The organism is Clostridium tetanomorphum (assembly GCF_017873215.1).
In the GTDB taxonomy this organism is placed as follows: Bacteria; Bacillota; Clostridia; order Clostridiales; family Clostridiaceae; genus Clostridium_AO; species Clostridium_AO tetanomorphum.
On the sequence record NZ_JAGGKA010000007.1, the window covers coordinates 137,424 to 149,915 of the forward strand.

General features: G+C 28.1%; 11 protein-coding genes, 1 pseudogene and 1 riboswitch. Of the genes and pseudogenes, 9 read left to right on the forward strand and 3 right to left on the reverse strand.

Annotation, left to right across the window (positions count from 1 at the left end; genetic code table 11):
* Positions 1-6: 6 nt before the first annotated feature.
* The 5 genes from J2Z24_RS08935 (at position 7) to J2Z24_RS08955 (ending at position 4,591) form a co-directional block, all read left to right on the forward strand.
* The gene (locus J2Z24_RS08935; protein WP_035146758.1) at positions 7-252 is read left to right on the forward strand and encodes a TM1266 family iron-only hydrogenase system putative regulator; all 246 of its coding nucleotides are present in this window, start codon (positions 7-9) and stop codon (positions 250-252) included.
* A gap of 100 nt (positions 253-352) precedes the next feature.
* Entirely contained in the window at positions 353-1,393 is a 1,041-nt protein-coding gene (gene hydE / locus J2Z24_RS08940; protein ID WP_035146760.1) for a [FeFe] hydrogenase H-cluster radical SAM maturase HydE, read from the forward strand.
* Positions 1,394-1,410: 17 nt separating this feature from the next.
* The gene (gene hydG, locus J2Z24_RS08945) at positions 1,411-2,829 is read left to right on the forward strand and encodes a [FeFe] hydrogenase H-cluster radical SAM maturase HydG (protein ID WP_035146857.1); all 1,419 of its coding nucleotides are present in this window, start codon (positions 1,411-1,413) and stop codon (positions 2,827-2,829) included.
* Between the two features lie 16 nt (positions 2,830-2,845).
* Complete coding sequence (gene hydF, locus J2Z24_RS08950; protein ID WP_035146762.1) at positions 2,846-4,036, forward strand: [FeFe] hydrogenase H-cluster maturation GTPase HydF; 1,191 nt, start codon at positions 2,846-2,848, stop codon at positions 4,034-4,036.
* Positions 4,037-4,063: 27 nt separating this feature from the next.
* Positions 4,064-4,591 (forward strand): ECF transporter S component, encoded by a 528-nt coding sequence (locus J2Z24_RS08955; RefSeq protein ID WP_085059023.1) that lies wholly within the window; start codon positions 4,064-4,066, stop codon positions 4,589-4,591.
* Positions 4,592-5,202: 611 nt separating this feature from the next.
* On the opposite strand, the gene J2Z24_RS08960 is transcribed toward J2Z24_RS08955, so the two are convergent.
* Positions 5,203-6,480, reverse strand: coding sequence for an IS4 family transposase (locus J2Z24_RS08960; RefSeq protein WP_241392964.1), 1,278 nt, complete (start codon positions 6,478-6,480; stop codon positions 5,203-5,205).
* Between the two features lie 134 nt (positions 6,481-6,614).
* Between J2Z24_RS08960 and J2Z24_RS21355 the strand changes: the two are divergent.
* Together J2Z24_RS21355 and J2Z24_RS08965 are read left to right on the forward strand one after the other, a co-directional pair.
* Positions 6,615-6,887 (forward strand): annotated as a pseudogene (locus J2Z24_RS21355) (group II intron maturase-specific domain-containing protein); the annotation flags it as partial.
* Between the two features lie 308 nt (positions 6,888-7,195).
* A complete protein-coding gene (locus tag J2Z24_RS08965) occupies positions 7,196-8,758 on the forward strand; it encodes an AbgT family transporter (RefSeq protein ID WP_111947508.1) in 1,563 nt (520 codons plus the stop codon).
* A 43-nt stretch (positions 8,759-8,801) separates the two neighbouring features.
* On the opposite strand, the gene yyaC is transcribed toward J2Z24_RS08965, so the two are convergent.
* Both yyaC and J2Z24_RS08975 read right to left on the reverse strand, forming a co-directional pair.
* Positions 8,802-9,392 carry a spore protease YyaC gene (gene yyaC, locus J2Z24_RS08970; protein WP_051593201.1) on the reverse strand — a complete coding sequence of 197 codons (591 nt, stop codon included), beginning with the start codon at positions 9,390-9,392 and terminating at the stop codon, positions 8,802-8,804.
* Between the two features lie 203 nt (positions 9,393-9,595).
* On the reverse strand, positions 9,596-9,766 hold the full coding sequence (locus J2Z24_RS08975; protein WP_156950204.1) for a hypothetical protein: 171 nt from the start codon (positions 9,764-9,766) through the stop codon (positions 9,596-9,598).
* A gap of 282 nt (positions 9,767-10,048) precedes the next feature.
* Between J2Z24_RS08975 and J2Z24_RS08980 the strand changes: the two genes are divergently transcribed.
* Positions 10,049-10,618 (forward strand): nitroreductase family protein, encoded by a 570-nt coding sequence (locus J2Z24_RS08980; RefSeq protein WP_051593202.1) that lies wholly within the window; start codon positions 10,049-10,051, stop codon positions 10,616-10,618.
* 233 nt (positions 10,619-10,851) lie between these two features.
* On the forward strand, positions 10,852-12,252 hold the full coding sequence (locus J2Z24_RS08985; RefSeq protein WP_035146774.1) for a glycosyltransferase family 2 protein: 1,401 nt from the start codon (positions 10,852-10,854) through the stop codon (positions 12,250-12,252).
* An 88-nt stretch (positions 12,253-12,340) separates the two neighbouring features.
* Positions 12,341-12,440: riboswitch (purine riboswitch) on the forward strand.
* The last annotated feature ends 52 nt before the right edge of the window (positions 12,441-12,492 follow it).

Below are 12,492 nucleotides of genomic sequence, written 5' to 3' on the forward strand. Positions count from 1 at the left end.
AGTAATATGGATAAAAGAGTTGGAGTTGTAGGTATAGTTATTGAGGAGTTTGAGAGCTCAAGTAAAGTAAATGATATACTACATCAATTTGCTGACATAATAGTGGGCAGAATGGGGGTTCCTTATAGGGAAAAAGAAATAAGTGTTATATCTATTATTGTAGATGGTACATCAGATGAAATTAGTGCTATGACAGGAAAACTAGGTAAAATATCAGGAGTAAATGTAAAATCAGCTATAACTAAAAAATAAAAATAAATTTAATATTAGAGGTGTAGAAGATTTTATTTTCCCCTTATATAAGATAAAAGTGTTAAATAGCTAGTCATGAGATAGAACAAGGAGTGTGCTTATGAGTGTCAAGGATTTAATAGATAAGGCAGCATTAGAAAATGAACTAACTAAAGAGGAAATGATAAATATTTTAAATGTAAAAGATAAGGATAATTTGGACTATTTATTTATTAAAGCAGAAGATATCACTTCTAGATATTGCGGAGAGGAAATACAAATAAGAGGTATAATAGAATTTTCTAATTATTGTAGATGTAAATGTGCATATTGTGGCCTAAATAGAAGTAATAATCACATTAATAGATACAGAATGGATTTAGATGAAATTATAGAAACTGCTAAAAAGGCTTATGATGCAGGATATAAAACTATAGTTCTTCAATCTGGTGAAGATTTATGGTATACAAAAGATAAAATATGTAATGTTATAAAAAATATAAAAAAAATAGGTGATTTAAGTATAACTTTAAGTATAGGAGAAAGAAAATTTGAAGAGTATAAAGCTTTTAAAGAAGCAGGGGGAGATAGATTTTTAATAAAACATGAAACTGCAGATAAACACATATACAATAAATTGCATCCACATTCTTCTTTTGATAATAGAATAAGATGTTTAAAAGAATTAAAGGAATTAGGATATCAGATAGGGAGTGGTTTTATGGTAGGACTTCCTGGACAAACATATGAAACTTTAGTAAAAGATATAATGTTATTAAAAGAATTAAATGTAGATATGGCTGGAATAGGTCCTTTTATACCACATCCTGAAACGAATCTTAAAAATAGCGAAGAAGGAAGTACTTTTTTAACTTTAAAAGTAGTAGCTTTATCAAGGCTTATTTTAAGAGACACTCATTTGCCTGCAACTACATCTTTAGGAGTTTTAAATGAAAATCATAAGAGTATGGCATTTAGTTGCGGTGCTAATGTTATTATGCAAAAAGTAGAGCCTTATAAATATAGAAGATTGTATGAAATATATCCAACAAAATCTAAAGAAGAAAAGTCTATATTAGAAGAAAGGAAAGTAATAGAAAATTATATATTAAAAAATGGTAAAAAAATTTCCTGTACAAAAGGAGATAGTTTTAAAAAATAGTTTAAAGGGAGATGTTAATTTTGAAGGAATTTAGAGCAGAAGATTTTATTGTTGAATCAGAAATATTAGATTCTATAAAGATGGGGGAAGCTAAGTCAAAAGATTTAAATTATGTAAGAGAACTGCTGAAAAAAGCTAAGGAATGCAAAGGACTCAGTTATAGAGAGGCAGCGGTACTCTTAACTATTGAAGATAATGAATTATTAGGAGAAATGTTTAAGGCAGCTAGGTATATCAAAGAACAAATATATGGTAAAAGGATAGTTTTATTTGCTCCTTTATATGTAAGCAATTATTGTGTAAATAACTGCGTATATTGTGGATATAAGCATACAAATAAGGAGTTTGTAAGAAAAAAACTTAATATGGAAGAATTAGAGGAAGAGGTTAGAATACTAGAGTCTTTAGGACATAAAAGACTTGCATTAGAAGCAGGAGAAGATGATGTAAACTGTTCATTGGAATATATTCTACAGTGCATAGATAAAATATATTCATTAAAATTTGATAATGGAAGTATTAGAAGAATAAATGTAAACATAGCAGCTACAACTATTGAAAATTATAAAAGGTTAAAGGAAGCGCAAATAGGAACCTATATATTATTTCAAGAAACATATCATAAAGAAACCTATGAAAAAATGCATCCACAAGGACCAAAACATAGTTATAATTATCATACTACTGCTATGGATAGAGCAAGAGCAGCTGGCATTGATGATGTAGGCATAGGAGTACTTTATGGACTTTATGATTACAAATATGAAACATTAGCTATGCTTATGCATGCTGAGCATTTAGAAAAAGCTACAGGAGTTGGACCACATACCATATCTGTACCAAGGATTAGAGAAGCGGAAGGAGTGTCTTTAAGCAATTATCCTTATATGGTAACAGATGATCAGTTTAAAAAGATAGTAGCGGTATTAAGATTAGCAGTTCCTTATACTGGAATGATTTTATCTACTAGAGAAGAAACTAAATTTAGAGATGAAGTTTTATCTATTGGTATATCACAATTAAGTGCAGGATCTTGTACGGGAGTTGGAGGATATGCTAAGGAAAATTCAAAAGTCTGTACAGAGGAAAAACCTCAATTTGAAGTTGGAGACCGTAGATCACCTTTAGAGGTAATAAAAAGCTTATGTGAAGGAGGATATATTCCAAGTTACTGCACTGCTTGTTATAGAGAGGGAAGAACAGGAGAAAGGTTTATGGGCCTTGCAAAATCAGGGCAAATACACAATGTATGTCAACCTAATGCTTTACTAACTTTTAAAGAATTTTTACTTGATTATGGAAATGAAGAAGTGAAAAAAATTGGAGAAAAAACTATAAAGGAAGCGTTAAAAGAAATTCCAAATGATAGAGCTAGGGAAGCAACAATGGAAAAACTTAATAGAATAGAAAATGGAGAAAGAGATTTAAGATTTTAATTTAGGAGGAATTTTTATGATAGATACTCCAAAGGGAAATAGATTACACATAGCTATATTTGGTAGAAGAAATGCTGGAAAATCAAGCATAATAAATGCATTAACTAATCAGGAAATATCAATAGTATCAAACACAGCTGGAACTACTACAGATCCAGTTTATAAGGCAATGGAACTATTGCCTATAGGTCCTGTCATGATTATAGATACAGCTGGACTTGATGATTTAGGAGAAGTAGGGGAACTTAGAATAAAAAAAACAAAAGAGGTAATGGATAAAACAGATTTAGCATTATTAATATTTTCAGGCAATAATAAAGATCTTTCTTATGAAAAGCATTGGTATGAGGACTTAAAAAAAAGAAATATACCTGTTATAGGTGTAGTAAATAAAATTGATGAAATTGATGTGAATATTGATGAATATAAAGATAAATTTAGCATTCCTTTTATAAAAGTAAGTGCATTAAAGAAAATAAATATAGAAAAGTTAAAAGATAAAATTATTGAAAATTCTCCAATAGATTTTGAAATGCCAACATTAATTGGAGATATAGTTAATAAAAATCATATAGTTTTACTTGTGGCACCACAAGATATACAAGCTCCAAAAGGAAGGTTAATTCTTCCTCAAGTTCAAACTATAAGAGATCTTTTAGATAATGATACTGTGGTTATTACAGTTAAGTGTTCAGAACTAGAATATATGATAAATAATATTAATATTAAGCCTAATTTAGTAATAACAGATTCACAAGTTTTTAAAAAAGTAAATGATATAATACCTAAGGATATACCACTTACATCCTTTTCTATACTTATGGCTAGATTTAAAGGAGAGTTAAAAACATTTATACAAGGAGCAAAAGCAATAGATGAATTAAAACCTGGAGATAAGGTGCTTATTGCAGAAGCTTGTACTCATCATGCTTTAAAAGGAGATATAGGAAGAGAGAAAATACCTAATTGGTTGAAAGAAAGAGCAGGCGGAGAAATTAATATTACTGTAAATGCAGGAATAGATTTTCCTGAAGATATAAGTAAATATAAGTTAATAATTCACTGTGGAGCTTGTATGTTTAATAGAAAGCAAATGATGAGTAGAATACTTAAAGCTAAAAATTATAATGTACCTATAACAAATTATGGTATAGCTATAGCTCATATCAATGGAATATTAGACAGGGTTACAAATATATTTAATTAGCATATAGGATAAAATGGAGGACAGATAATGAATAGTTCACAAAGATTAGTAAGATCATCTTTACTTTTAGCCATAGCTATAATAGTACAAGGAATTGGAAGAAGTTTCCCTCAAATAAGCCAATTACTTGTAGGTTCTATAGTTAATGCAGTACTTATAATATCTACTTTAACCTGCGGAGTTTTATGGGGAATTTTAGTAGGAGGTTTAACTCCTTTACTTGCATGGATTATAGGACAATTACCAGCTCCTATGGGACCTTTTATACCTTTTATCATGCTTGGCAATATAATTTTTATATTGATGTTTTCATTAGGTCATAAAAGGGAAAATTGGATTCCATATATATTTTTGGTAATAGCCGCAATTTTTAAATTTGGATTTTTATATATGTCAGCTAACAAATTTATTAATTTATTTAATTTAGGTATACCACCAAAAGTTGCATCTAAATTAGTCATTATGATGGGAACACCTCAATTAATTACTGCTCTTATTGGAGGATTTGGAGGTATAATTTTAACAAATATGCTTACAAAAAGAAAGGTTATATAAAAATTGCCAAGGATAATAAATTTATAAATGGATATTATAAATAATGTAAGAGGGTTTAAAGTGGTTAAGCCAAGAATGTATCAACACTGATGATGGTTTTAATATATTCGCTCAAAGGTATTTGTTAGATTCTTAAAAAGAGTTTAATAAGTGCCAAATGGAAGACTATTATATGTGTTTAAAGATTACATATTTATATGGATTCCAAGATATATATAATAGTCGAGCTAAGATTATATAGGTTCATAAATGCTTAAATTTTTAGGTATTTAATGGATGTATATGAGTTTATAGCTACAATCATTTTAAGCTCTCTTTTAAAAGATAGTAGAAATTCACTCTACTATCTTTTTTACTGTGCGCCCAGCATAGGCGCAATCTATAGGGTGAGAGTCCCGAGCGCCGAAGGTGATATAGGCGTTAGCTCAATGTCATCAAGTCAATATTCAATAATATGGAACATATGTTGCGATTTTTATTTTATTGAGTTAATTTATAAAATAAGGCTTGTTTTAGATTTATTTTTTTGCAACACAAATAAATCCTAATATTTGTCACAATTTTCGTGTAAACATAAAATAGGATTCGTGCTACGGTTTATTTGTTTAAAGCTACAGACTGCGTTTTTTATTTTTCTTATACTTTCCTCTGGCAATTCTTTTAATACGAGGATTTTGTCTATTAGGTCTTATAGGAATACTACTTCTTGAAACTTTTTGCATGATTTCTTTATAAATCTTATTTCTTTTTCTTGGACTTTCTTCAAGATACATCATTATAAGCTTATCTTTTAAACTGCCTATTAAGATATTTAAGTTTGTCTTATATTCATACTTTGTTTCTTTATTTTCTCTTTCAACTCTTGCTATTTCATCACTATCTTTACGTGCCAATTCAATCATATTTGACAGATAAATAGAAGCATAGAAATCCTGCTCTATTGCTATTTTAGTTGTGCCTGTAAAGTTTTCTATTTCAAGTCGATTTTTTAATTCATCATACTTTATCTCTATGCCCCATCTTTTGAAATATAATTCTTTGAATTCTTCAATTTTCATAGATTCATCAAATAAATTAGTTACTAAAACTTCCTCAGTTTCTGAGTCAAGATAGAATTTTATAACTCTGACTTTATATGTTTTTTTATCATGTGTAATTTCTATTATTTGATCCTGATTTTCTACATTAATTTTTTTCTTGAATACATTATTTTTTAGTCTCATAACAAAATAAATATTGCTTTCAATCAACGTAGACATCAGCTCACTACTTGGGTATCCCCTATCAAATAATATCAAGTCTTTTATGGAAGAAACTTTTTTCATTTCATAAATTAATTCTAGTGCGATTTTTCTTTCAGAAGTTTCAAAACGATATATTTTACTTTTTATAACAATTTTATTTAACACATCAAAGAGACATGAAGCACTTGCACGAGCAATGGCTACACTAGTGTGCTGATTCTTTGCATATCCAAACTCATTTCTCAAGGTTTCTGTATTAGGTAACTCTATTGTAGTACCATCAATGGCAGTTAATCTGTATCCATTCCAAAGCTTGTATTCATCACATTCTTTATAAATAACATCTACTATTTTATCATTTAGCTCAATAAATGCATTAGGGTTAATTTTTTGCCTATTTTCTGAAAAAGCTTGTTTTGAAATTGTATCCTTTCTTTTCAAAATCACTTCAAAAAAATTGTTTAATTCTACTTGTAAAGACTTGTTTATCATATTAAGCATAAATAATATTGTTTCTTTAAATCCCATTTTTCCTGCCCTCGTAAAGTATGATGGACTTGTTCTATTCGAACATTTAAATATATAGTCCTCAATCATTATTTTACTTTCTAACATGGCTTTTTTAAAGCTTTTTTTAAATTTCATTTTAATCACCTTTAATCATTAGAAATACACAAAATCTATGTGCTCTTTTTGATTATTTGTGATAATTTTAAAGTGTAAAGTGTTTTTAGAAGGAGTTTTTTACTTTTTATTACATTTTAAACTGATGACATTGGGCTAACGCCAGAATAAAACAGTTAGACGAATGGATAAGAAGAAGAGTGAGAGCTTGTATTTGGAAGCAATGGAAAAAGGTAAAGACTAGAGGACGGAATTTAATAAAACTCGGTCTGCCGACCTATAAAGGTTGGAAATATGCGAATACAAGAAAAGGCTATTGGAGAATATCCAATAGTCCAATTCTTAATACAACTCTAAATAATGAATATCTTGAAAATCTAGGGTATAAAAGTATATCTAAAAGATATCAACTAGTACATAATTCTTAATGAACCGCCGTATACCGAACGGTACGTACGGTGGTGGGAGAGGACGGAAAATAAAATAATTATTTTCCTCCTACTCGATTTAATTATGAATAAATTAATTATAATTTAAATAATATATGAATTAAAAACTATTATTATATGCATAATTCTAAAAAATATTGAAATATTTTCATTCATATGTTAAAATATTATTAAATTTGTATATGAATTACAAATTTAATGAACTATTTTTAAATAAATAATAATATACATAGCAATAATAGTTCATTAAAAGAAAAAAATCAATATTATAGGAAAGGAGTTATAAAATGGGGGAAACTAGCAAGAATCTGAAAAACGAGAAAAAAGGAGGATTTCTCGACTGGGTTGAAAGAGTAGGAAATAAACTTCCTCATCCAGCCGCAATATTTGTTATACTAAGTGTTATTATAATTATTATTTCTGATTTATGCGCTAGAGCAGGCGTAAATGTACAATTTAATATGGTAGATAAAGTAAATGGAGGGACTAAACTTACTGATGTAAAAGCAGTTAGTTTACTCACTGCTGATGGAGTGAGATATATGTTTACCAGTGCAGTTAACAACTTTACAAGTTTCGCACCATTAGGTACAGTTTTAGTTGCTATGCTTGGTGTGGGCTTAGCAGAAGAAACAGGACTTATTCAGGCGTTGCTTAGAAAAGCAGTAATGAGTACGCCTAAAAGACTTGTTACTGTAATCGTTGTTTTACTTGGTGTTATGTCTAATATAGCTTCAGATGCAGGATATGTAGTTTTGATACCATTAGGTGCTATGATATTTTTAAGTTTCGGAAGACATCCACTTGCAGGACTTGCTGCAGCATTTGCTGGTGTATCTGGTGGTTTTAGTGCAAACCTTCTAATAGGGACTACAGATCCACTTCTTGGTGGAATAACTACAGAGGCAGCAAAGCTTATGGATGGTACTTATAGAGTAGAGCCTACTGCAAATTATTATTTTATGGTAGCTTCTACATTTTTAATAGCTATAATAGGTACTTTTGTTACAGAAAGAATTGTTGAGCCTAGATTAGGAACTTATAGTAAGGCATCAGATGAAAACGTTGCAGATTTATCTCCGGAAGAAAAAAAGGGATTAAAGTCAGCAAGAATAGCTTTTTTAATATTTATGATAATATTACTTGCATTGGTTGTTCCATATAATGGTATACTAAGAGATCCTAAGACACACAAAATTATAGGACATACACCATTTATGGATGGAATAGTACCAATAATAGCATTGTTTTTCTTTATACCAGGTGTAGCTTATGGTATTTCTTCAAAGAAAATAAAGAATAATAAAGATGTTGCAAACTCTGTTGGAAAATCTATGAGCAAAATGGGGGGATATCTTGTATTAGTATTTGTTGCTTCACAATTCGTTGCATATTTTGGACATACTAATTTAGGAACAATTTTAGCAGTTAAAGGTGCAGGATTTTTAGAATCAACAGGTTTAACGGGAATTCCACTTATAATATTGTTTGTTATATTAGCAGCTTTTATAAATTTATTTATGGGATCAGCTTCAGCAAAATGGGCTATAATGGCACCGGTATTTGTACCAATGTTTATGCATATAGGATTTTCACCAGAATTTACACAGGCAGCATATAGGGTAGGAGACTCCTGTACAAATATAATTACACCATTGATGTCATATTTTGCTTTAATAGTAAGTTTTGCAGAAAAATATGATGAAGATACAGGAATAGGAACATTAATATCGACAATGCTACCTTATTCATTATTATTCTTGGTTGGTTGGTCAGTTTTACTCATATTATGGTATTCTATGTCATTGCCATTAGGACCAGGTGCACCAATTCATATACCAATTCTTTAAAATTATATTCAATATAAAAAGAATGGTTTTTTAACCATTCTTTTTATATTGAATATAATAATTTAGAACCTATATCTATATCATTACTCTTACAAATATGTAAGTTTGTATTTATAGCATTTATTAATGATTTTGATAAAACATCAGCCATAGTATATACATGAAAGAGTCTTGTTTGTTGTAGTATATATTCATTAGCATATTTCATTGAAGCATATCTATTTACTACTCCTTTTATTGAGATATTTCCGATAGATATATCTTTTGCCCTTAATGCAGCAGCTGGAAATAAGGAGGATTCTTCTATAAATATCTTACCAACATTAGTCTTTTGACCTAAACATGCATCTATAGCTATAATATAGTGATCGTTATAATAAGTTTTGATGTAATTTATTTTTTCTTTTATATTAGTATAGTCTATTATATTTTCTAAATCTCCCATTATAACACATGGACAATTATCTTTTTTTAATAATGTACCTGTTAATGGTCCTAATGAATCCCCAGTGCAATTATCCGTTCCTATACACAATAAAAGTAATTTATTTTTGCCTTTTATTGCATTTAATATATATTCTGATAATTTATCAACGTTTTTTTCTTTTAATGCATGAAAATAAAAGGAATTCATTTTATTTTCCTCCTTTATAATATAGATATATAAGTATTATAACAGGTTTATAGTAAAAAATGTAAATTCATATTTCCGTAAATTCTGTATTTTTAGATAAATAAAGCTTATTATACTCTATTATAAGCATATATCTTATTTTAGCCTTATATTTTAATGAAAGAATAAGGGATAGAAATTATTCCTATCCCTTGATATATATACTAGCATTTATTAGCGATTAAAGCTAACACTATAAGTGGTAGAATAATGTTTCCACAACCGCCATAATTACCATAATTATTACATCCACAGTCACAGCCGCAGCCACATTTACAATTACATTTCTTTTTATAGTATTCATATTCACAACAATGTTTATGCTTGTGTCCCATATATATCCCTCCTTTTTATAATATGTTAAGGAATATAATAGAAGGGTGGTTAATTACAATATATTCAGAAAAAATAATTATGTGAAAAATATACTAAATTAACATATTTAAAATTATGTTAATTAAATAAAATGTAAATAAACCTACCTATAAAATTAGTATACATAATATAAATTATGTATACTAATAAAAATTGTCAACTAAAATAAATTTAAACATTAAATAAAAAAATATAGTATAATAATGTTATAATCAAAATAAATCAAAAGGATGTGTATTTACATGAAACGAAATTTTAAATATGATATAATGAAAGAAATTCAAAATAGATGGTCTCCAAGAGCATTTAAAAATGAAACTATATCAAAAGATGATTTGCTTCCATTAATAGAAGCTGCTAGATATGCTCCTTCTTGTTTTAATGAACAACCATGGAAATTTATAATAGCTTATAAAGAAGAACAACTTAATACTATGAGAAGTGTTTTATTAGACTCTAATAGGTTATGGGCTGATAGAGCACCATCATTTATAATGATTATTTCAAAAAAAATTTTTTCATTAGATGGTAAAGAAAATTATTGGAGCAAATTCGATGCTGGCACAGCTTGGGGCTATTTATCATTAGAAGCTGAAAAAATGGGTTTTATTACTCACGCTATGGGGGGATTTAAAAAAGATCTTGCTAGAGAAAAATTTAATATACCTGATGATTATGATATTCTAACAATAATTGCAGTTGGAAAACTTGGTGAAAAAGATACTTTACCTACAGATGATTTAAGGGATAGAGAGAAACCTGGACTAAGAAAACCATTAGAAGATATTTTTATTGAAGATAGATTTAAATGATAACTATTATTTTAATAGTTATATAGCAAAATATTAATAATAAATTTAAATATGGGTAAACTTAGTTTAAGGGGGACTGGACTTAATTTTAGTGAAGTTCCCTTATTTCATTTTAAATTGGCTTTAGTATTTTAAGAATTATCAGAAGATTGTAACTGAAGCTCTTATTTGAAAAAAATATGGTATTATAAAAATCGACATTAAAAACAATGAAATGAAATGGAAGTGATAATATGGAAGATTTTATTTACTATTCAACGGCAATATTTCAAATTGCAGTATTCTTTATAACTATGTATTATTTAATACTATCACTATTTGGATTATTTAAAAAGAAAGATAAAGACATAAATAAATATAAACCTACTCAAAAATTTGCATTGCTTGTGGCTGCTCATAATGAGGAAGCCGTTATAAGTAATATTATTGATAGTTTAAAATCATTAGACTATCCAAAGGATTTGTTTGATATTTATGTTATAGCTGATAATTGTACAGATAAAACAGCTAGAATTGCAAGGGAATTGAATGTAGAAGTATTTGAAAGAAATGTTCCCAATAAAAGAGGAAAAGGTTATGCATTAGAGTGGATGTTTAATAAAATTTTTTCAATGGAAAAAAATTATGATGCTATAGCTATATTTGATGCAGATAACTTAGTATCAAAAAATTTTTTAAGAGCTATGAACGATAAACTATGTGCTGGCTATAAAGTAGTACAAGGATATATAGATAGTAAAAATCCAAATGATTCTTGGATTACTCAATCTTACTCTATATCATTTTGGACTGCCAATAGATTATTCCAATTAGCTAGAGCTAATTTAGGATTATCAAATCAAATTGGTGGCACAGGCTTTTGTGTAAATACTGATATTTTGAAAAAATTAGGTTGGGGGGCAACTTGCCTTACGGAAGATTTAGAATTTACTTGTAAACTAGTATTAAATGGACATAAGGTTGGTTGGGCACATAATGCTATAGTTTATGATGAAAAACCTTTAACATTAAAACAATCTTGGAATCAAAGAAAAAGGTGGATGCAAGGTTTTGCGGATGTAGCTTCAAGGTTTTTTTCTAAACTATTATTAAAAGCTATAAAAGATAAAAATTTTACAGCTTTAGATTGTGCTTTATATACAATTCAACCATTTGTTACTCTATTATTAGGGTTATCTGCAATATTAACTTTAGCTCAAAATAATGTGGAAAAGGGGCTTAATATATTTGTAATAAATTATCTTTTCACCCCTATAATCTGGAAAATTTTTAGTATTTTACAATTTTTATTTACTCCATTTATTATGCTTATAGAAAAAAAACTTTCAAAAGCTATGTTTATATTATTTTCCCTTTATTCTTTAAACATAGTTATATTTACTTATGTTTTTGGAAATCATCCAAAGTCCTATGAAATTATATTAGGCAACTTAATTTACATAGGTACATTTATTTTATTACTATTAATTATTGATAGAAAACATTCATTAAAAATATTTGTTTGGTATCTTTTATATGGTATATATACTCTTACATGGATTCCAATTACTATTCAAGGAATACTGGATAAAAACAATAAAGAATGGAGTCATACAAAACACACAAGAACTATAAGCATACAAGAAGTAGAATAGATTTTAAGTCAATATTTAATTTTTTTACTTTAAAAGATTTAAATATTGACTTTTTTCATTCATGATGTTAATATGTAAATCGTATAATTTAATATTTAAATTTCTCATCCATATATTTCTGATAATAAGGTTCAGAAGTTTCTACGAGAAGCCTTAAATTTCTCACTATGGGTAATCTGATTCAATATAGTACAATTGTCTATTTAAAATTCTGTTAACGGATTTACTCTTTACGTATCC

Excerpts from the sequence above, each read along its gene's own strand:
- J2Z24_RS08985 (WP_035146774.1), top strand. The coding sequence starts at position 10,852 with ATGGAAGATTTTATTTACTATTCAACGGCAATATTTCAAATTGCAGTA.
- J2Z24_RS08960 (WP_241392964.1), bottom strand. The coding sequence starts at position 6,480 with ATGAAATTTAAAAAAAGCTTTAAAAAAGCCATGTTAGAAAGTAAAATA.
- yyaC (WP_051593201.1), bottom strand. The coding sequence starts at position 9,392 with ATGAATTCCTTTTATTTTCATGCATTAAAAGAAAAAAACGTTGATAAA.
- J2Z24_RS08975 (WP_156950204.1), bottom strand. The coding sequence starts at position 9,766 with ATGGGACACAAGCATAAACATTGTTGTGAATATGAATACTATAAAAAG.
- J2Z24_RS08935 (WP_035146758.1), top strand. The coding sequence starts at position 7 with ATGGATAAAAGAGTTGGAGTTGTAGGTATAGTTATTGAGGAGTTTGAG.
- J2Z24_RS08955 (WP_085059023.1), top strand. The coding sequence starts at position 4,064 with ATGAATAGTTCACAAAGATTAGTAAGATCATCTTTACTTTTAGCCATA.
- J2Z24_RS08980 (WP_051593202.1), top strand. The coding sequence starts at position 10,049 with ATGAAACGAAATTTTAAATATGATATAATGAAAGAAATTCAAAATAGA.
- hydF (WP_035146762.1), top strand. The coding sequence starts at position 2,846 with ATGATAGATACTCCAAAGGGAAATAGATTACACATAGCTATATTTGGT.
- J2Z24_RS08965 (WP_111947508.1), top strand. The coding sequence starts at position 7,196 with ATGGGGGAAACTAGCAAGAATCTGAAAAACGAGAAAAAAGGAGGATTT.
- hydE (WP_035146760.1), top strand. The coding sequence starts at position 353 with ATGAGTGTCAAGGATTTAATAGATAAGGCAGCATTAGAAAATGAACTA.